Annotated in this window: 19 protein-coding genes; 4 read left to right on the plus strand and 15 right to left on the minus strand. The window is 68.5% G+C overall.

Annotation, left to right across the window (positions count from 1 at the left end; translation table 11 throughout):
* Positions 1-209: 209 nt before the first annotated feature.
* The 13 genes from ACFWUR_RS19820 to ftsH form a co-directional block, all read right to left on the minus strand.
* Positions 210-641, minus strand: coding sequence for a rhodanese-like domain-containing protein (locus ACFWUR_RS19820; protein ID WP_378908681.1), 432 nt, complete (start codon positions 639-641; stop codon positions 210-212).
* Entirely contained in the window at positions 641-1237 is a 597-nt protein-coding gene (locus ACFWUR_RS19825) for a cysteine dioxygenase (RefSeq protein ID WP_378908683.1), read from the minus strand. The genes ACFWUR_RS19820 and ACFWUR_RS19825 overlap by 1 nt, the downstream gene beginning before the upstream one ends.
* Positions 1238-1365: 128 nt before the next feature.
* On the minus strand, positions 1366-2148 hold the full coding sequence (locus tag ACFWUR_RS19830) for a type III pantothenate kinase (RefSeq protein WP_378908684.1): 783 nt from the start codon (positions 2146-2148) through the stop codon (positions 1366-1368).
* A gap of 21 nt (positions 2149-2169) precedes the next feature.
* Positions 2170-2589, minus strand: coding sequence for an aspartate 1-decarboxylase (gene panD / locus ACFWUR_RS19835; RefSeq protein ID WP_378908685.1), 420 nt, complete (start codon positions 2587-2589; stop codon positions 2170-2172).
* Between the two features lie 12 nt (positions 2590-2601).
* On the minus strand, positions 2602-3558 hold the full coding sequence (gene panC, locus ACFWUR_RS19840; RefSeq protein ID WP_378908687.1) for a pantoate--beta-alanine ligase: 957 nt from the start codon (positions 3556-3558) through the stop codon (positions 2602-2604).
* The gene (locus tag ACFWUR_RS19845; protein ID WP_378908688.1) at positions 3558-4508 is read right to left on the minus strand and encodes a Rossmann-like and DUF2520 domain-containing protein; all 951 of its coding nucleotides are present in this window, start codon (positions 4506-4508) and stop codon (positions 3558-3560) included. The genes panC and ACFWUR_RS19845 overlap by 1 nt, the downstream gene beginning before the upstream one ends.
* Before the next feature lie 164 nt (positions 4509-4672).
* Positions 4673-5740 (minus strand): DUF6779 domain-containing protein, encoded by a 1068-nt coding sequence (locus ACFWUR_RS19850; protein WP_378908689.1) that lies wholly within the window; start codon positions 5738-5740, stop codon positions 4673-4675.
* A gap of 68 nt (positions 5741-5808) precedes the next feature.
* Positions 5809-6282 carry a DUF3180 domain-containing protein gene (locus tag ACFWUR_RS19855; protein ID WP_378908690.1) on the minus strand — a complete coding sequence of 158 codons (474 nt, stop codon included), beginning with the start codon at positions 6280-6282 and terminating at the stop codon, positions 5809-5811.
* Positions 6276-6815 carry a 2-amino-4-hydroxy-6-hydroxymethyldihydropteridine diphosphokinase gene (gene folK / locus ACFWUR_RS19860; protein ID WP_378908692.1) on the minus strand — a complete coding sequence of 180 codons (540 nt, stop codon included), beginning with the start codon at positions 6813-6815 and terminating at the stop codon, positions 6276-6278. The genes ACFWUR_RS19855 and folK overlap by 7 nt, the downstream gene beginning before the upstream one ends.
* Positions 6812-7234: a dihydroneopterin aldolase gene (gene folB, locus ACFWUR_RS19865; RefSeq protein WP_378908693.1), complete on the minus strand. Its 423-nt coding sequence runs from the start codon at positions 7232-7234 to the stop codon at positions 6812-6814. Before folB ends, folK begins: the two co-directional genes overlap by 4 nt.
* An 85-nt stretch (positions 7235-7319) precedes the next feature.
* Positions 7320-8201 (minus strand): dihydropteroate synthase, encoded by an 882-nt coding sequence (gene folP, locus ACFWUR_RS19870; RefSeq protein WP_378908694.1) that lies wholly within the window; start codon positions 8199-8201, stop codon positions 7320-7322.
* Positions 8198-8812 carry a GTP cyclohydrolase I FolE gene (gene folE, locus ACFWUR_RS19875; protein ID WP_378908780.1) on the minus strand — a complete coding sequence of 205 codons (615 nt, stop codon included), beginning with the start codon at positions 8810-8812 and terminating at the stop codon, positions 8198-8200. Before folE ends, folP begins: the two co-directional genes overlap by 4 nt.
* A 279-nt stretch (positions 8813-9091) precedes the next feature.
* The gene (gene ftsH, locus ACFWUR_RS19880) at positions 9092-11578 is read right to left on the minus strand and encodes an ATP-dependent zinc metalloprotease FtsH (RefSeq protein ID WP_378908695.1); all 2487 of its coding nucleotides are present in this window, start codon (positions 11576-11578) and stop codon (positions 9092-9094) included.
* Between the two features lie 275 nt (positions 11579-11853).
* On the opposite strand from ftsH, the gene ACFWUR_RS19885 reads away from it, so the two are divergent.
* Complete coding sequence (locus tag ACFWUR_RS19885) at positions 11854-12789, plus strand: hypothetical protein (protein WP_378908696.1); 936 nt, start codon at positions 11854-11856, stop codon at positions 12787-12789.
* 23 nt (positions 12790-12812) lie between these two features.
* Here ACFWUR_RS19885 and ACFWUR_RS19890 read toward each other — a convergent pair whose 3' ends face one another.
* A complete protein-coding gene (locus tag ACFWUR_RS19890) occupies positions 12813-13670 on the minus strand; it encodes a DUF1266 domain-containing protein (RefSeq protein WP_378908697.1) in 858 nt (285 codons plus the stop codon).
* A 125-nt stretch (positions 13671-13795) separates the two neighbouring features.
* Here ACFWUR_RS19890 and ACFWUR_RS19895 point away from each other — a divergent pair, with 125 nt between their 5' ends.
* The 3 genes from ACFWUR_RS19895 (at position 13796) to ACFWUR_RS19905 (ending at position 17011) form a co-directional block, all read left to right on the plus strand.
* Positions 13796-14068 (plus strand): DUF2277 domain-containing protein, encoded by a 273-nt coding sequence (locus ACFWUR_RS19895; protein WP_378908698.1) that lies wholly within the window; start codon positions 13796-13798, stop codon positions 14066-14068.
* A 110-nt stretch (positions 14069-14178) separates the two neighbouring features.
* Positions 14179-15729, plus strand: a complete 1551-nt coding sequence (locus ACFWUR_RS19900; protein WP_378908699.1) for an aldehyde dehydrogenase family protein — start codon at positions 14179-14181, stop codon at positions 15727-15729.
* Positions 15730-16114: 385 nt separating this feature from the next.
* Positions 16115-17011 carry a LysR family transcriptional regulator gene (locus tag ACFWUR_RS19905; RefSeq protein WP_378908700.1) on the plus strand — a complete coding sequence of 299 codons (897 nt, stop codon included), beginning with the start codon at positions 16115-16117 and terminating at the stop codon, positions 17009-17011.
* Positions 17012-17051: 40 nt separating this feature from the next.
* Here the strand turns inward: ACFWUR_RS19905 and ACFWUR_RS19910 are convergent, their stop codons facing one another.
* Positions 17052-18386 (minus strand): amidase, encoded by a 1335-nt coding sequence (locus tag ACFWUR_RS19910; RefSeq protein ID WP_378908781.1) that lies wholly within the window; start codon positions 18384-18386, stop codon positions 17052-17054.

Raw genomic sequence — 18386 nt, forward strand, 5'->3', positions numbered from 1 at the left:
CATCCGACAACATTAGCGGTCGCCGGAAATGCATTTACCCCCGCTCCCCCGCCTCACGCCCCGCCTGCCCGCGTATTCGACGTGCGCTCCGGAAGCACGGCCGTCGGGTCTCGGCCGCACGATATGCGCGCGTCGCCTCGAAGGTGGGCGGGAAGTTACCCGCGCCCCCGACAAAATCAGTGAGGCACTTCACAATTCATGGGCCTCGCTTACAGCGAGGCCAGCGCGTCCACCTCACGGGCGAAATGCGGGACGCCGATGCCGACCGTCGACAACCCCGCCGACTTCAACGCCTGGTATCCGCCGATCACATCGCTGGCGCGGTGTAACCCCAACTCCTGCAAGGCGGCCGCGGCCAAGCTCGACGTGTACCCCTCCGAGCAGAAAATTATCCATTCCACATCGTGGTCGACGGCGAGCGACAACCGCGCCGAGGAGGTCGGATCCAGCCGCCATTCCAAGACATTCCGCTCGATCACCAGCGCGCCCGGCAGCGAGCCTTCGCGCACTCGTTGGGCGGCAGGCCTGATGTCGACCAGAATGGCGCCCCGCTCCAGCGCGGCGGCCACGTCGTATACATACACCCGGCGCAACCGCGCGCGAGCGTTCTCGAGCATCTGATCAATCGTCGAACGGCTCATCACAGATCACCTTCGGGCTGGTCGGTGAGGACGGTTTTGGTGCGGCGCAGTGTGCCGCGGCCGGTAACTTCGTAATACGACATCGCCGACAACGGCGGGGAATAGGCGTGCACGCTCAACGTGGGATCCAGCGGACCGACAGATTCGGCGGCGGCGGGCGCGCGCACCACGTCGTGCACCCAGCCGATCGGGAACGACGCCTGATCACCCGCGGCGAGCGTGCGGCTGCGTAACTGCGAACCATTCCAGCGGTATTCCGACAGCGCCCCGCTGAGCACCGTGAGGGCGCCGAGTGAGCCCGCGTGATCGTGCAGATCGGTGAATTTGCCCGGCGTCCAGCTGATCAGCCAGACATCGACCTCGTCATCGTGGGAAAGGCGCGTCGCCCAGCGCTCGTCGGTCGGCCAGACGCCGTCGGACGGGAGGAGATGGTCGTAGCGGCCGGAGAGGATGTCTTCGGCGCCCTCGTCGGTGAGCCGCAGCAGGTCGGCGGGGCGCAACCGGGTCGGCAGCGCCGAGGCGATCGCCCGGTCGAGCGGGGGCGTCGCGGAATAGACGTCGCGTGCGGACGGAAGGGAAAGGACAGAAGAACGCATGAGCGCATCTCCAGGAGGTGAGAATCGGTCGAGGGAAAAACGTCAGCCTCGAACGGTCGAGGCAGATTAGCCTCGACAACACTCCTGGGTGCTCACACGGAAGATCACGAGCGATAGTTTAGCAGAGTCTACTTTTTGTTGCGCTCGTAGACATGACGCAGGCCGGTCAGCGTGAGGTGCGGGACGTGGGAGTCGATGGTTTCCGACTCCGGCACGATCAGCGGTGCGCCCGCCCCGGTCGCCACGACGGTGACGTCGGTGCCCGCGAACGCCTCGAATTCGTCGCGGATGCGATCGACCAGGCCGTCGACCAGGCCGGCGAAGCCGAAGATCGCGCCGGACTGGATGCACTCCATGCTGTTCTTGCCCACCACCGAACGCGGCCTTGCCAGCTCGACGCGGCGCATCGCACTGCGTTCCACCAGCGCCTCGGCGGAGATCTCCACACCGGGCGCGATCACGCCGCCGAGGAATTCGCCCTTGGCCGAGACCAGATCCACGCAGATCGCGGTCCCGAAGTCGACGACGATCGCGGGGCCACCGAAGCTGCGGAAGGCGGCGAGGCAGTTGACGATGCGGTCGGCGCCGACCTCCTTCGGATTGTCGACCAGCAGCGGAATGCCCGTTCGCACACCGGGTTCCACCAGCACGTGCGGCACATGGGACCAGTAGCGTGCGAGCATGGCGCGCAGTTCGCGCAGCACCGGCGGCACCGTCGACAGCGCCGAGACGCCGACGATCTGATCGAGGTCGGCGCCGACCAGGCCACGTACCTGCATCGCGAACTCGTCGGCTGTGATCAGCGGATTGGTGTGAATCCGCCAGTGCCGCACCAGTTTCGCGTGTTCACCACTGCCGGAGAACAGGCCGAGTTCGATCCCGGTGTTGCGGACGTCGATCGTCAGCAGCATGGTTGCAGCCCCCCGCCGCGCTCAGGCGAACGACAGGGAACGCGGTGAGGTGAGGCCGGAGCCCTCCGGTGCGTGCGCGGGGTCCGAACCCAGCTCCACCGGACGGTTGCGGTCGTCGACGAAGACCACCTTGGGGTCGTATTCGCGGACCTCCGCCTCGTCCATCTGGCCGTAGGCGATGAGGATGACCAGGTCACCGGGGTGCACGAGGTGGGCGGCGGCACCGTTGATGCCGATCACGCCCGAACCGCGCTCGCCCGCGATCACGTAGGTCTCGAGGCGGGCGCCGTTGTCGATGTCGACGATGCAGACCTGCTCACCCTCGAGCAGATCGGCGGCGTCGAGCAGGTCCTGGTCGACGGTCACCGAGCCGACATAGTGCAGGTCGGCGTGGGTCACGGTGGCCCGGTGGATCTTCGACTTCATCATGGTGCGCAACATCGTCGTCGCCTTTCAGTGTGCCTGCGAGGCAGGAAGGGAGTTCGCGTCCGGATGCCCGTCGATCTGGGCGCCGAGCACGACGGGAGCGTTGTCGATCAGACGGGTGTCGCCGACTTTGGCCGCGACCAGCAGCCGGGCGTTGCCCGCGGTGGGGACCGGCCCCAGGTTCGAGTCGCGCAGTTCGAGGTAGTCCACGTCGAGTCCGTCGACCGCGTCGAGCACCGCGCGCGCGGTCCGGACGACCGCCTCCGCGCCGAGGCCGGCGGCGTGGCGGCCCGCGGCGAGCGCGGCCGACAGAGCCAGCGCCGACTCGCGCTGGGTGGCGTCGAGGAAGCGGTTGCGCGAGGAGAGCGCCAGGCCGTCCGGCTCGCGGACGGTCGGGTAGGCGACGATCTTGGCGTCCATGTTCAGGTCGCGCACCATCTGCCGGATCAGGGTGAGCTGCTGGTAGTCCTTCTCACCGAAGTACGCCTCGGAGGCGTGGGTGATGTTGAGCAGCTTCGCGACGACGGTGAGCATGCCCGCGAAATGTGTCGGCCTGCTACCACCTTCGAGCTCGGCACCGAGCGGGCCCGGCGCGATCGTGGTGCGCATGCCGTCCGGATACATGTCCGACACCGACGGCGCGAAGACCAGGTCGACGCCCTCGACGCGGAGCAGTTCGAGGTCGGCGTCGAGGGTGCGCGGATAGGCGTCGAGGTCCTCGTTCGCGCCGAACTGCAGCGGGTTGACGAAGATCGAGACGATCACGACCTGATTGGCGAGCTTGGCCTGGCGGATGAGCGCCAGATGACCTTCGTGCAGCGCGCCCATGGTCGGCACGAAACCGACCGTGCGACCGGCACCGCGCAACGCCTTGGCGACCGTCTCGAGCACCTCGGGGTTGTGGTGCACGGTGAGGACGCCGGCCTTGAAGGCGCCGGTGGCGCGCGCGCCGCCCTGGTGGTGGTGCACTTCTCGGGGTTCCATCAGTGGCCTTCCTTGGCGAGGAGCTCCAGCAGTGCCGGATCGGTTCTTGCGAGTTCGGCGGTGCGCAGCGAGTTGGCACGGTAGGCCTCGGCCAGGCGATCGTCGACCTGCGCGAGTGCGGCGAGATGGGCGGCGACGGCGGCGACATCGCCACGGGCGACCGGCCCGGTCAGCGCGGCCTGGCCGCGGCGCAGGGCGTTGTCGAGGGCGGCCGAAGCGAGAGGGGCGAGCAGGCGTTCGGGCAGGCCGCCCGGCTGGTCGTCGACCAGGGGTTGACCGAGCAGGCCGGGGCCGGACAGGGACTCGCGCAGCGCGGCGACCGCGTCGACGATGACCGTGACCAGGTGATTGCTGCCATGGGCGAGAGCGGCGTGATAGAGCGAACGCCGGTCTTCTTCGACCCGGACCGGTTCGCTACCCATCTCGATCACCAGCGCCTGCGCGATGGCGTAACCGACCTCGTCGGCGGCGGTGACGCCGAAGCAGGCGTTGGCGAGCCGGGCGATGTCCTCGTCGTGGCCGGTGAAGGTCATCGCGGGGTGAATCGCGAGGCCGAGCGCGCCCTGCTCGGTCAGCGGCTCCAGAATCGCCACGCCGTTCGCACCGGAGGTGTGTACGACGATGGTGCCGGGACGAACCACCGCGGCGGCGGCGAGGCCGCGGACCAGGCCCGCCAGTTCGGCATCGGGAACCGCGAGCAGGAGCAGTTCACTGTGCTGGGCGATCTGCTCGATCGGCAGCACCTGGGCCTCGGGCAGTCGGGTACGGGCGCGATGCACCGACGCGTCGGAGATCGCGGCGACACCGAAGACCACATGGCCGGCTCGCTCGAGCGCTACGCCGAGTGCGGAACCCACTCGTCCCGCCGAGACGATTCCTACCGTCAGTCGTGCGGGCGCTGGGTCGACACTCGTGTTCGCGCCATCAGGGTTGACACTTCTCGAGGTCAACGTTGTCCTCTCGATTGCGTTCCAGTCCCGCGGTGCGGGTACCAGACGTTACGAAGTCGAGGATAGAGGGATATCCGGTCGGGTCGCTACGCGCACCCCAGTGATCTATCGCTCATTCCGCCTCGCCGCGCCTCGGAGCGAGCGGGGTGGCGTGATCTGCGGCGTCAGCGGGTGGATTCCGATTCGAGGTTGGCCATGATGTCGGCCACCGACAGTCGGGTGGTGCCTTCGGTTTCGGCCCGGCGGCGTCGGCGCGAGCTGGTGCCGACCGACGGGGCCTTCTCGGGGCGGGTCGCCGGGGGCTGAGCGGCGGCGGGCTCGGCGGCCGGGGCCGGCTCGACTTCGGCGACGGGCGCCGGGGCGGACTCGGCAACGACCGGTCCCGACTCCGTAGTGGTCGACGGCTCGCCATTGCTCTGCGTGGTGTCGGTTGCGGGCTCGGCCACCGGGGTCGTGTCGCTCACCTTGCGGGTATTCGGGGAGGACAGGCGGGGCGGAGGGGTCTTGGACGACGTCTTCGACGGGGCGGGCTGGGGTGCGGCGGCCTGGCTTTCGGCGTATTCGTCGAGCTGGATCGCCGAGGTTTCGGCGGTGACCGGATCGTCGTAGGGGTCGGCGAAATTGGCCGAAACCGGTTGCATGAAGACGGGCTTGAGTGCGCTGGGCGGTTGCTGCCACGGGCCGAACCAGGCCGCGGTGGCATCCTCGGGGCTATCGTCGAAATCGTGGTCGGGCTCGTCGAAAGCATTGAAGCCACCGGCGGGCAACGCATCGATCCGCACGGCGTCGGCCTGCAGTGCCGGTTGCTCGTCGGGCAGGGCACCGTCGAAGAGGACCTGCAGATTCTGGCGAAGCAGGGTCAGCTCGGCGCGCAGTGCGGCGATCTCGGAGTTGTCGGCGCCGACTTCGGCGCGCACCCGCGCCTCGACACCCATCTCGTACTCACGGCGCGCGTTGATCTCCCGCTCGAGCTGCAACTCGTACACCGTCTGCAGATCGCGCACCTTGGCCTTGTCGACGGCCGCGTCCTTGCGGTAGCGGGTGGCCGCGAGCGCGCCGATCACCGCCGCCCACAGGGCGGCTACCAGGCCGATCCGCACGTACTGGACGTTTTCGCTGAAGATCAGGAAAACACTGGCCGTCAGGCCGAGCAGGATGAGGAAACCGACGAAGAATTTTCCCGCGTCGTCCCGCCGTCGTCGGGGCGCCGTGCTGCGGGAGGGTGAAACCATGAGGGCCAGGGTAGCCGGAATCGGCTGGTCGGCCCACCAAAGGGCGGGGTGATTCCATTCGCAAGTTGCTACGTAGTAGCGGGATCGTCGTGTGGATCCTCGGGCGCCCGGCAGCAATACTCCAGCCACAAAGCCGCAGCAACCAGTGCCGAACCGGCCAGCAGACCGACCACCGCGCCCGGCGAATCGGTGGCAGCGGCCGTCACCGTCGCGCGCTGTGGGAAAACCCACAGCAAAAAGCCCAGCCACACACCGGCGGCCAGCGAACCCACCTGCAACGACGCCTTGGCCAACGCCACTCCCCTGGCGACATTGATCGGATGCATCTGGCCAGAGCCGTCGCCGATCTGTTCATCGGCGATCTTGGCCTTGATCGCGAAGCCGAGCGCCGCCTCGATCGCGGCGACCGGCAGCAGCGAGGCACCGGCGGCCACCGAGATCGACGGGAAGCTGGAATAGGCGAACCGGGTGGCGACCCAGGCGACCGCGGCGGCCACCACCACGTTCAGCGCGAGGTCGAGGAGCCGGGTGGGTTTCAGCACGAGCCGGCGCTTTCGTCGCCGAGCACCAGATCGGTGCGCACCACGCCGTCTCGTTCGGCCTGGGCGAGTTCGGCGAGCAAGGTCGCGACGGGGCGGGCGGCACCGTCGACGAGAAGGTGCGCGGACGGTTCGACCGCCAGCCACGGGATCAGCACGAAGGCCCGGTTGTGGGCCTGCGGGTGCGGCAGGATCAGCGTGGGATCGGTGTCGCGGGCGATGGCGACGCCGGAGTCGTCGATGCACTGGACCACGTCGACATCGAGGGTGCGCGCACCCCAGCGCACCTCGCGGACGCGGTCCGCCGACTGCTCGAGTTCCTGCCCGAAACGTAGCCAGGCATAGTCATCGAAAGCCGAATCCTCTGCTACGACAACAGCATTGAGGTAGTCGTCTTGGTCGACACCGCCCCACGGCGCGGTGGTGTACACCGGCGAGACCGCTACGGTCCGATGCCCCAGCGCATCGAGCACGCTGCGCAGATGCGCGAGCCGATCGCCCATGTTCGAGCCGATCGAGAGCACCGCGCGAGTCATCGCCGCGACTCCGGGGCCACCGTGCGATACCGGGTGGCCACCACGCGCACGTCGGAGAACGTGTGCGGGATCGGCGCCGACGGCTTGTGCACCACCGCCTCCACCGCCTCGATCCGCGGATCGGCCATCACGTCGTCGGCGATCTCGGAGACCACCGTCTCGATCAGATCGCGCGGCGGACCGGTCACGATGCGCACGGCCCGCTCGGCGAGGGCGCCGTAGTCGACGGTGTCGGCGAGGTCGTCGGACGCGGCGGCCGCCGCGAAATCGACCCATACCGTCAGATCGACGACGAACTCCTGGCCGTCGCGGCGCTCGAAATCGAACACGCCGTGCCTGCCGAACGCGGTCAGCCCGCGCAACTCGATCCGCGAAGAGGCGGGCCTGCCCGCGGGCGGCGGCAGCAAAGGCGAGTTCATCGAACAGCTCCTCGGATGGTGACTCGGATGCGGACGAGGTGAACCTTGTGGACAGTCGCCCGGTCGGAGCGGATGGCAGCGGCGGTCACCGAACAGCTCCTCGTGCGGCAGCTCGTGACGCGCTGGCTCGACTCCAGGCGTCGACGACCGAGATCGCGTCGAGCGAGGCGCGAACGTCGTGGACTCGCACGCCCCAGGCACCGTGGGTGGCCGCCAGCGCGGACAGCGTTGCGGTGGCGGTTTCTCGGCCGTCGGGTGGTCGGGGGCCGGATTCATCGGCCAGGAGCGCACCGAGGAAACGTTTGCGGGAGGCGCCGATCAAGATCGGGAAGCCCGCTGCCACCAGTTCCGGCAGGGCGGCCAGCAGTTCCCAGTTGTGTTCGGCGTTCTTGGCGAAACCCAGGCCGGGGTCGAGGATCAGGCGGTCCGGGGTCACGCCGGCGGCGACAGCCAGTTCGACCTGGGCGCCGAGCTCGGCGCGAACCTCGGCGACCACATCGTCGTAGTGGTCGGCGGGGCCGGTGTGCCGGTAGTCGGCGCCCGCTCGCCAGTGCATCAGGATCCACGGCACGCGAGCTTCGGCGACGACCTTCACCATGTTCGGGTCGGCGCGACCGCCCGAGACGTCGTTGACCACCGAGACACCCGCCGCCAACGCGGCCTCGGCGACCTCGGCGCGCATGGTGTCCACGCTGGTCGGCACACCCGCGGCGACCAGCCCGCGGATCACCGGGGTGATCCGGGCGATCTCGGCGGCGGGATCGACCCGGTCGGCGCCCGGCCTGGTGGATTCACCACCCACATCGACGATGTCGGCGCCCGCGGCGTACAGCTCGACACCGTGCGCGATCGCGAGTTCGGGATCGAGGTAGCGACCGCCGTCGGAGAAGGAATCAGCGGTCACGTTGACCACCCCCATGACCACACACGAGCGGTGGTCGCGGGCGGTCACCAATGGCTCGCTCATTTGCGCAGGATCAGGTCCAGCGCCTCGGATCGCGAGGCAGCGTCGGTTTGCAGCTGGCCACGCACCGCCGAGGTGGTGGTGCTGGCGCCGGGCTTGCGGATTCCCCGCATGGCCATGCACAGATGCTCGGCCTCGATCACCACGATCGCACCGCGCGGATCCAGCCTGCGCATCACCGCGTCGGCGATCTGGCTGGTCAGCCGCTCCTGCACCTGCGGGCGCTTGGCGTAGAGATCGACGACACGGGCCAGCTTCGACAACCCCGTCACCCGGCCGTGCGGGCCGGGGATGTAGCCGACATGCGCCACCCCGTGGAACGAGACGAGGTGATGTTCACACGTGGAGAACATGGGGATGTCGCGAACCAGCACGAGTTCCTGGTGGCCCTCGTCGAACGTGGTCGCCAGCACCGCATCGGGCTCGGTGTAGAGCCCGGCGAACATCTCCCGGTAGGCCCGCGCCACGCGCGCGGGCGTGTCGAGCAGGCCGGGCCGGTCCGGGTCCTCGCCGACGGCCAGCAGCAGCTCACGCACCGCGTTCTCGGCTCGCACCTGATCGAACGGCAAACCGGTCGCCAGCGCCGTCAGCGCCGACGGACTCGTCGCACCCAGTTCACCTGCCGGATCGAGATCCTGCTTGTTGGCCGACAACTTCTCCGCACCTCCGTAAATTGGCGGCTGGTGCCGCCGGTTCTCGGCCCTGTTCCCCGCCTCTTCCCTCCCTCCGGGTACTCCTTCGTCGCACCCTCCGCTCAGTCCAGAGGCGGGCGGGCCGAGAACCAGAGCCGAAAGTCGGCGGTACCGACATTCGACGGCCGAGCGTAGTCCGAGAACCAGTGCCGAATGCCGGACCTGTCCGGCATTCGACGTTCGAGCGTAGTTGGCCGCCGGTCAGTGGCGGCCGTTCGGCCCTTCCCAGTCCTTGTTCTCCGGCTCGGCATCACGCACCGGCGGCTGCGGCTGGGCACCCCATGGCTGGAAGCCGTCATTGGCGTGGCGCGGCTGCTGCTGCTGTTCGGGGCGTCCCCAAGCGCTGCCCTGATCCTGCGGCGGCTGAGGTTGCTGCTGCGGCGGGGATTGCTGCGGCGGCTGTTGCTGTTGCGGCGGCTGTTGCTGTTGCGGCGGCTGTTGCTGTTGCGGCGGCTGTTGCTGTTGCGGCGGCTGTTGCTGTTGCGGCGGCTGTTGCTGTGGTGCCTGCTGCTGCTCGTCGCGCGGGGGCCAACCGGGAGCCGACCACCCGGCCGGTGCACCGTAATCGGGCCGCGAACCGTGCGTCCCCGACTGCCGGGGGAACGCCTGGGTCGGCGCGGCGGGCAGCGGGTAACCGGCCGCAGGCGGTGCGGGCTGGCCGTACGGCGGCTGACCCGGGTACCCATTGGCAGGCTCCAGCGGGGTCGCCCCGTTGGGCACAGGCACCGGCGCCGGCTGCACCGGCGGCCACGGCTCGCCGCGCTCCACAGCCAGCTCACCCGGCGTCTTCACCGGCGGCTTGTCCGAGGGGTGCCGATCACCGAAGTCGTTGAACGCGGTGATCCGCGGACGCTTCTCGACACCGGCCAGGATCGTCTCGAGATCCTTGCGGTGCAGCGTCTCGCGCTCGAGCAACGCGGTGGCCAAGGCGTCGAGCTGCTCGCGGTATTCGCTGAGGATCGACCACGCCTCGGTGTGCGCGGCCTCGATGAGGTTGCGCACCTCCTCGTCGATCTCCCGAGCGACCTCGTGCGAGTAGTCGGGCTGCACGCCCATCGAGCGACCGAGGAACGGGTCGCCCTGCTCCTGGCCGTAGCGCACCGCGCCGAGGCGCGCGCTCATGCCGTACTCGGTGACCATGCCGCGAGCGATCTTGGTCGCCTGGTCGATATCGGAGGACGCGCCGGTGGTCGGCTCGTGGAACACCAGTTCCTCGGCGGCGCGGCCACCCATCGCGAAGACCAGCCGGGAGATCATCTCCGAGCGGGTCATCAGGCCCTTGTCGTCCTCGGGCACCGTCATGGCATGGCCGCCGGTGCGACCGCGAGCCAGAATGGTGACCTTGTAGACGGGCTCGATATCGGGCATCGCCCAGGCAGCCAGGGTGTGGCCGCCCTCGTGGTAGGCGGTGATCTTCTTCTCGTGCTCGCTGATGATGCGACTCTTGCGGCGCGGGCCACCGATCACCCGATCGACCGACTCCTCGAGCGATTCGCCGGTGATGACCGACCCGTTCTCACGGGCGGTGAGCAGCGCGGCCTCGTTGATGACGTTGGCCAGATCGGCGCCCGACATGCCGACGGTGCGCTTGGCCAGCCCCTCGAGATCGGCATCCTGGGCGATCGGCTTGCCTGCCGAGTGCACGCGCAGGATCGCGCGGCGACCGGCCAGGTCGGGATTGCCCACCGGGATCTGCCGATCGAAACGGCCGGGACGCAGCAGCGCGGGGTCGAGGATGTCGGGGCGGTTGGTCGCCGCGATCAAGATGATGTTGGAACGATCGCCGAAGCCGTCCATCTCGACGAGCAGCTGGTTGAGCGTCTGCTCGCGCTCGTCGTGACCGCCGCCGAGGCCCGCACCGCGCTGGCGGCCGACCGCGTCGATCTCGTCGACGAAGATGATGCAGGGGCTGTTCTGCTTGGCCTGCTCGAACAGGTCACGCACGCGCGAGGCGCCGACACCGACGAACATCTCGACGAAGTCCGAACCGGAGATGGTGAAGAACGGCACCCCGGCCTCGCCCGCGACCGCGCGGGCCAGCAGCGTCTTACCGGTTCCCGGCGGTCCGTAGAGCAGCACGCCCTTGGGGATCTTCGCGCCGAGTGCCTGGTAGCGGGCCGGATTCTGCAGGAAATCCTTGATTTCGTACAGCTCTTCGACGGCCTCGTCGGCACCGGCCACGTCGGAGAACGTGGTCTTGGGCATGTCCTTGGTCAGCAGCTTGGCCTTGGACTTACCGAAGCCCATCATGCCGCCGCGACCACCGCCCTGCATGCGCGACATCACGAAGATGAACAGGCCGACCAGCAGCACCATCGGCACGATGAACAGCAGCAGCTGCGACAGCCAGCTCTCCTGCTTGACCACGGTGTCGTACGGCGCGCCGGACTTCTGCACGGCGTCGAGGACCTGGGCGGAGTTCTCTCCGCCACTGGGGTATTTGGCGACGATCTTGGCGTTGTTGCTCGTGGCTTCGTTGCCGTTGTTCAGTTCGATGCGGAGCTGCTGCTCCTTGTCATCGATCTGCACGTTCTTGACGTTCGCTTTGTCCTCGAGCTGGGCCAGCGCAACGGAGGTGTCGACACTCTCCCAACCGCGCGTGTCATCGCTGAGAAAGCTGAACAGCCAGATCGTGAGCATGATGCCCGAGATGATCGCCAAGGTGCGAAACACTGTCTTGCGGTTCATAGAGCGTCGGCCGGACGGCCCAGTCCTTTCCGGTTATTACTCCGGGTGTGCTTGCGAAGCGTCGAGATCGGCGGGTTTCGGATGCGGACATGCCACGTTACCGCGTACGGTCTAGTTCGATACATCGCGCAGTTCGGCTGCTGGTGCAGTTGCATTGGTAAACGGCCGGAGAACGCAAGAGGTTCCCGAACGCTCCGACCGGGTTGTGGCAAGTGGCCACAATCATGTCATGCCCGCCTTATCGTGGGCGACGACACAACTACAGCGCAGGGGGTATGGACATCGTCGAGCTACGAACACCCACAGCGATTCTGCGCCACGGCGGCGGACGGCTTGTCGTCCTCCGGCCGGGTACCGATGGCGAACGTGTTCTGGACGTTCCCATTGCCGACCTGCTCAAGGTCCGCCTCAATCGGCGCGCGGACGACGCGGTGGTGATCGAGATCTATCTTCGTTATCCCACCGCGGTCCTCACCGGCGTTCCCGCCGACCGCACGCCCCTTCCTGTGCTCATCGCCGAGCACGACGTGCCTGCCGCCCTCGGCATCGTCGACCGGATCAACGACCAGATCATGACGACCCAGCGCATCGACGTCGCCGCGCCGGACCTCACCCCGCCCGCCCCCGAGTGGGGCAAGTCGGGACCGACCCGCGCCGATGTCGAGCGCGCCGTGCGCCGGATGGCGCCGCGCAAGGACGCCCGTTCGGCCGTCACCGCGCTGAACCGGTATGTCACCCCCGACGAATACGTCCTGGAAACGGCCGTTGCCGTCGCCGCCCCGCCCGCTGGATCGGGCACCGGCCTGCTCGCGGCGACCACCTCACGGGTGCTGTTCATCTCGATCGGTGGCAGCGAACGCTATGCGTTCGAATTGCCGGTGGCCGCGATCCTCGGCGCCCGCACCGTCGAGGGTGCGCGCTCGGCGCCCGGCGAGGTCGATACACGCCACGGCGGATCGGGCATCGACATCAACGACGGCAATCGCACCCTGCATTTCGCGGGCGTGGATCGCGCCGACACCGAACGTGTCACCTGCGCGGTGAATTTCGCCGTGCGCAGGCAGGCCGCCGACGGGGCCGCGGGCCCCGCCGACCCTGGTGTCAATCAGCTCTACGCGGAGTGGGAATTACTGGTCGAGCGGCATTCGCTCGGCATGGTCGACGACACACAATTCCAGCGCTACGGCCGCGGAATTCTGCGCAGCCTGTAGTCACCGACGGCCGGACCGAATACTCAATTCGGTTCGGCTGCTTCGGTTTCGGCCTTCTGCTCTGGTTCGTTGAGTTCGATCCGGCGCCACGGACTGGTGGGCCGGGTCCATAGTCGCACCAGTTCCATCCGCCGATCGACGCCGCCGTTCTTCAGTTCGGCGAGGTCTTCGGTGGCCTGCCAGTAGGTCCAGCCGGTGAGGTAGGCATCGCCGAACTGGCGCCAGTTGCGGTAGCGGCGCTGCGCGGGGACCAGCGCGCGCATGCAGTACTCCCACGCCACGTCGGCATCGATGTAGCCCGCGGTGAACGCCATACGGGCCACCGCGACGACGCGGGCGAGGTCCCAGGCGTGGATGTCGTTGGGCAGCGGGCGCGACAGGTGGTCGGTGAAGCCGATCTTGATGGCCTGGGCCCAGATGTCGTAATCGCGCACCAGCGCCTCGGGGTTGTCCATCCCCCGAAACGAGCCGACCTGACGGAGAAAGGCGCGCTGCTTGTCGGCGCGCTCACCGAACCGGTCTCGCTCGCTGGCATTGACCGAGGCCATCACCAGCGGATGCACCAGCGAGTACAGCGGTGCGTGCATGCCTTCGAGCAGTTGCTCCATCGAGGCGCGGGCTTCGGTGCCGTCGGTGATGCCCCAGGCGCCGGTGAGGGTGTCGATGGCCAGTTCACGGCGGTCACCGAGCGGGTGCTCGCGTTCTGGGCCCAGCAGCATCGCGTCGTGGAAAGCGTCCCACCGGGTGGAATAGAAGGCGCCGAGCGCGAGTGCGCGAAGCTCGTCGTCGCTCACGCCCGCGCCCGACCAGTGATCTTCTTCGCGCTCGTCTAGATCCGGGTACGGAAAAGTGGTCAGCGCTGGTACTCCCCTGGCAGCCATGCGGCCGAGTCTAGTGCGGTGACCGCGATCACGGGCGGCCTGCGAATCTCACGTGCGTTACGAGATTTTCAGATCCCCCCATTCTTCACCTGTCGTGTCATGCCTCACAGGTCTATGGTTCTGTCATGTGTAGAAATATCACCGTCTTGCGTGGTCTGGAGCCTGCCGCCACCGAGCAGGAGATCTACGCTGCCGCCTTGCAATATGTGCGCAAAGTCGGCGGCATCTCCGGCCTGAGCAGCGCCACCAAACCCGCCGTCGACAAGGCCGTCGCGGCCATCGCCGCCGCCACTACCGAGCTGCTGGCGGAGCTTCCCGATCGCCGGGTCCCGCCGCCCACCGAACCACCCCTGCGCCGGATCGCGGCGCGCGAGAACGAGGTCCAGGAGACGCCGTAGGGGTCGCCACACCGACTTCTTACTCCTGAGTAGGCACGCCGCCTCCTGCTGGTCGCGCCGTGCGCGACAGTCGGTGGGCCGAATTTTCGACAGAGCATGAGGAGCGACCAGTGAGCGAACTCGACCAGACCGCCGCGGTGATCGAAGTACACAATCCGGCGACGGGCGAACTCGCGGGCACCGTGCCGGTCACCACGCCGGACGACGTGGCTGCCGCGGTTCGGGAACTGCGTCTCTACCAGCCCGAATGGGAAGCCATCGGGCCCGCGGGCCGCAAAGAGTGGTTGCTGAAGATGCAGGACTGGCTCATCGACAACACCGAGCACCTGGCCGCCGTCCTGCAGTCCGAGACCGCCAAGCCGCGCGTGGACGCGCTCATCGATCCGGCGTTCGCGGTCGACATCCTCGGCTACTACGCGCGCCGCGCGGGCAAGTTCCTCGCCGACGAGCACCCGTCCCCGCACAGTCCACTGGCTCGGGTGAAGTCGCTGACCGTGGCCTACCGCCCGTATCCCGTGGTCGGCGTGATCACCCCGTGGAACTTCCCGCTCGCGATGCCGGCGATCGACGTGTTCCCCGCCCTCGCGGCCGGCGCCGCGGTGATTCTCAAGCCGTCGGAGGTGACGCCGCTGTCCGCGGTGGAGCTGGCCCGCGGCTGGGCCGAGATCGGCGCGCCGCCGGTGTTCAAGGTCGTCACCGGCGCGGGCGCGACCGGTGCCGCCGTGGTCGAGAACGCCGACTACATCCAGTTCACCGGCTCCACCGCGACCGGCCGCAAGATCGCGGCCGCCTGCGCGGAGCGCATGGTGCCCTACAGCCTCGAGCTCGGCGGCAAGGATCCGGCGATCGTGCTCGCCGACGCGGACCTGGACCGCGCCGCGCACGGCATCGCCTTCGGCGGCATGTTCAACGCCGGCCAGGTCTGCATCTCGGTCGAACGGGTCTATGTGGAGGCTCCGGCTTACGACGAGTTCGTCACCAAGCTGACCGCCGCGGTCGCCGCCCTGCGCCAGGGTGCCGACGGCCGCGAGTCGAAGAACGACGTCGGCGCGCTGGCCAACGAGAACCAGGTGCTGATCGTCCAACGCCACGTCGACGAGGCGTTGGCGGCGGGCGCCCGGGTGACCACCGGCGGCAAGCGCACCGGCGTGGGCACCTTCTTCGAGCCGACCGTGCTCGTCGATGTGGATCATTCGATGTCGTGCGTCGCCGAGGAGACCTTCGGCCCGACCCTGCCGGTGATGAAGGTGGCCGACGAGGCCGAGGCGATCCGGCAGGCCAACGATTCGATCTACGGCCTCTCGGCGTCGGTGTGGACGGGCGACAAGGCGCGCGGGGAGCGCGTGGCCAGGCAGTTGAACGCGGGCGCGGTGAACATCAACGATGTGTTCACGAACCTGTTCAATCCCGCGATGCCGATGGGCGGCTGGGGCCTGTCCGGCGTCGGCGCGCGTTGGGGCGGCGCAGCCGGCCTGCGTAAATACTGTCGCGCGCAGGCGATGACGAAGCCGAAGCTGCCGACCATGAGCAAGGAATTGTTCTGGTACCCGTACGACATGAACAAGCTGGTCGTCGCGGTCGCGGCGATGCGGGCCGCCGGTGCGCGCGGGATGCGCCGGATCGACCTGCCGACAGTGCTTCGCCTCAAGAAGAGTGAGTAGTTGATTTCGGCTGCGACGCACACCGCGCGCAGCCGAAATCGTCGCTCCGAAACTCGTTTGTGAGGAAAGTCACTGCCTTGCCGGTCTGGGTGGGGAGCGCCGTGGTCAGCGCCACCTTTCGGCGCCCACGGACGCGACGCGGTGCGGCCCACATCCGAGCGACGCGTGTGAAGGCCGACGCATTTTCGCTGGTCAGCCGCCCAGGTTAATCACCGTTCCGGTCGACCGCCGTTCGCGGCGAAACAATGACGATCCGATGGTGCAGCTCACCATGCGAGGCCATATGCTGTGCATTACCAACCTGGTGACTGTTTTGATCCACTTACGCGAACTTCCTTGCCCGTTTTGGCTGGATTTTCCCGACCGATTCTGATAGCAAGGTGCTATGGACCCGCATTTGCGCGATCTGCGGTATTTCGTCGCCGTCGCTGAGGAACTGCATTTCACCAACGCCGCACAGCGGTTGCACATCGCTCAGCCGACGTTGTCACGCCAGATCCGCCAGCTCGAACGCCAGCTCGACGTGGTCCTGTTCGACCGCAACCAACGCAGTGTCGCCCTGACCGTCGCCGGTAAGGAACTGCTCGAAGGCGCCCGCAAGATCCTCGAGCTGTGGGAGGTGACCAACGTGTCCCTCCAGGAAGCCGGTGAGGTGCTGCGCGTGGGAATCCAGTCCGCGCTCGGCCGGGGTCTGCTCAACGACCTCGAGAGCGCGAGCGGTCACCGCCTCGCCCTGCACGCCGCGTCGTGGAACGACCCCTCCAGCGGCCTGGCCGGTCGACAGGCCGACCTGTCGCTGGTGTGGCTGCCGCTGCCCGACCCCAACCGCTATCGCTGGCAGGTGCTGCGCACCGAGCCGCGCTGGGTCCTGCTGCCCGAGCAGCACCCGCTGGCCGAGCAGGAGAGCATCGACTTCGCCGATCTGCTCGACGAGCCGTTCGTCGCCCTGCCCACCGAGGCGGGCGCGGTCCGCGACTTCTGGCTCGGCAACGATGCCCGTGGCGGCAAGGCGGCCAAGATCGGTGCCGAGGCGGCCACCCCCGAGGACAAGCTGGAGGCCGTGAGTCTCGGCCTCGGCGTGTGCTTGCTGGCCGAGAACAATGTGCCGATGTACCGCTGGCCCGGGCTGACCGCGCGCCCGGTCGCCGGTCTCACTCCGTGTGAGCTGGCGGTGGCGTGGCGGGCCGACGATACGCGCCCGACCATTCTGGAATTCGCCGGTCGCGCCGTGGACGGCGGCTTCTCCGAGCCGACGCCGCAGCCGCAACCGATCGCGGTCTGACGGGCGCGCCCGCGGTCCTCGACCGCGCGATGCCCGGAGCCTAGTTCGACAGTTCCAGTTGGGCGGCGAGGCCGAGCAGGGTGGCCTCGCTGCCCGGCGGGCCGACCAGCTGCGCGGCCAAGGGCGTGTGCGCTTCGGGATGGGTGCCCATCGGCAGTGACGCCGCGGGCCAGCCGAGCAGATTCCACAGGCCGGTGAACGGTGCGTAGCGCACCGAGGACACGACATTGGCGAGCCAACCACGCCCGCTCCACTGCCTGGCCTTGGGCGGCGGTGCGGCGAGCGTCGGGGTGATCACCACATCGAAATCTTCGAAGAACTCGAGCAGGCGGGCTTCGGTCCGGTCGATCTGGCTGGGGCGAACCAGGCCGAGGCGCCGGATCGCCCTGCCGATCGCCAGATGACGTCGGGTGCGCTGTTGGAGGAGGTCGGGGTCGGGGAGCGCGTCGGCATCGGCCAGACCCGCGCTCGGCCAGCGCAGCAGCATCAACAGCGCCGCGTCGCCGTAGGGCAGTTCGACCGGTTGCACCTCGTGCCCGGCCACCGCCGCGCGCGCACCCGCGGTGCGCGCCGCCGCCGTCCAGTGCCGATCCATTCGAACCAGTCGCGACGGCGGAGCCACGGCCAGTCCGATGCGTAGTCGCTGTGGCTTGCGGAGTTCGGCCAGGTCGGAGCGACCAGCCAGCACCGACAGCGCCAGTGCCGCGTCCGAGACCGTGGTCGCCAGGACACCGTTCTCGGCCAGTCCGGCCCAGGAGTCGACGCCGATCTGCGCGGGCACCACGTATCTACCCGGCTTGATCCCGAAGACGCCGCACGCCGCGGCGGGCACCCGGATGGAGCCGAGTCCGTCGTTGCCGTGTGCGATCGGTACCAGTCCCGCGGCCACCGCGGCGGCCGCGCCACCCGAGGATCCACCCGTCGACCGCCCCACATCGCGGGGATTGCGGGTGACACAACCCTCGGAGTCGGTACTGGCCCACAATCCGAGTTCGGGCATCGCCGTCAACCCGACGACGATCGCGCCCGCGGCCCGCAATCTCGCCACCACCGGGTGATCGATGCTCGCCGGTTCGGCGGAGGTGGCCGCCGACCCCGCGCGAGTCGCCTCGCCCGCCACCGCGATGTTCTGTTTCACCGCCACCGGCACACCGGCCAGCGGGAGTTCGTCGAGGTCCGGCCTGGCGGCCAGTTCCCGCGCCTCGGCTCTGGCCCGCTCGGCCCGCACCACCGTGAACGCGTTGATCTTGCGATTCTCCGAGGCGATTCGGGCCAGTGCGTCGGCCGTGACGTCGGCGGGCGTGATGGTGCCCGCGCGAACCCGCGCGGCCAGCGCCGCCGCGGGGCCGCCGATGGGGTATTCGTCAGGACCCAT

The organism is Nocardia sp. NPDC058633 (genome assembly GCF_042717045.1).
Taxonomy (GTDB): domain Bacteria; phylum Actinomycetota; class Actinomycetes; order Mycobacteriales; family Mycobacteriaceae; genus Nocardia.

Excerpts from the sequence above, each read along its gene's own strand:
- folK (WP_378908692.1), bottom strand. The coding sequence starts at position 6,815 with ATGACTCGCGCGGTGCTCTCGATCGGCTCGAACATGGGCGATCGGCTC.
- ACFWUR_RS19885 (WP_378908696.1), top strand. The coding sequence starts at position 11,854 with ATGGACATCGTCGAGCTACGAACACCCACAGCGATTCTGCGCCACGGC.
- ACFWUR_RS19850 (WP_378908689.1), bottom strand. The coding sequence starts at position 5,740 with ATGGTTTCACCCTCCCGCAGCACGGCGCCCCGACGACGGCGGGACGAC.
- folB (WP_378908693.1), bottom strand. The coding sequence starts at position 7,234 with ATGAACTCGCCTTTGCTGCCGCCGCCCGCGGGCAGGCCCGCCTCTTCG.
- folP (WP_378908694.1), bottom strand. The coding sequence starts at position 8,201 with ATGAGCGAGCCATTGGTGACCGCCCGCGACCACCGCTCGTGTGTGGTC.
- ACFWUR_RS19830 (WP_378908684.1), bottom strand. The coding sequence starts at position 2,148 with ATGCTGCTGACGATCGACGTCCGCAACACCGGGATCGAACTCGGCCTG.
- ACFWUR_RS19820 (WP_378908681.1), bottom strand. The coding sequence starts at position 641 with ATGAGCCGTTCGACGATTGATCAGATGCTCGAGAACGCTCGCGCGCGG.
- ACFWUR_RS19825 (WP_378908683.1), bottom strand. The coding sequence starts at position 1,237 with ATGCGTTCTTCTGTCCTTTCCCTTCCGTCCGCACGCGACGTCTATTCC.
- ACFWUR_RS19895 (WP_378908698.1), top strand. The coding sequence starts at position 13,796 with ATGTGTAGAAATATCACCGTCTTGCGTGGTCTGGAGCCTGCCGCCACC.
- ACFWUR_RS19905 (WP_378908700.1), top strand. The coding sequence starts at position 16,115 with ATGGACCCGCATTTGCGCGATCTGCGGTATTTCGTCGCCGTCGCTGAG.
- ACFWUR_RS19910 (WP_378908781.1), bottom strand. The coding sequence starts at position 18,386 with ATGGGTCCTGACGAATACCCCATCGGCGGCCCCGCGGCGGCGCTGGCC.
- panD (WP_378908685.1), bottom strand. The coding sequence starts at position 2,589 with ATGTTGCGCACCATGATGAAGTCGAAGATCCACCGGGCCACCGTGACC.
- ACFWUR_RS19890 (WP_378908697.1), bottom strand. The coding sequence starts at position 13,670 with ATGGCTGCCAGGGGAGTACCAGCGCTGACCACTTTTCCGTACCCGGAT.
- panC (WP_378908687.1), bottom strand. The coding sequence starts at position 3,558 with ATGGAACCCCGAGAAGTGCACCACCACCAGGGCGGCGCGCGCGCCACC.
- ftsH (WP_378908695.1), bottom strand. The coding sequence starts at position 11,578 with ATGAACCGCAAGACAGTGTTTCGCACCTTGGCGATCATCTCGGGCATC.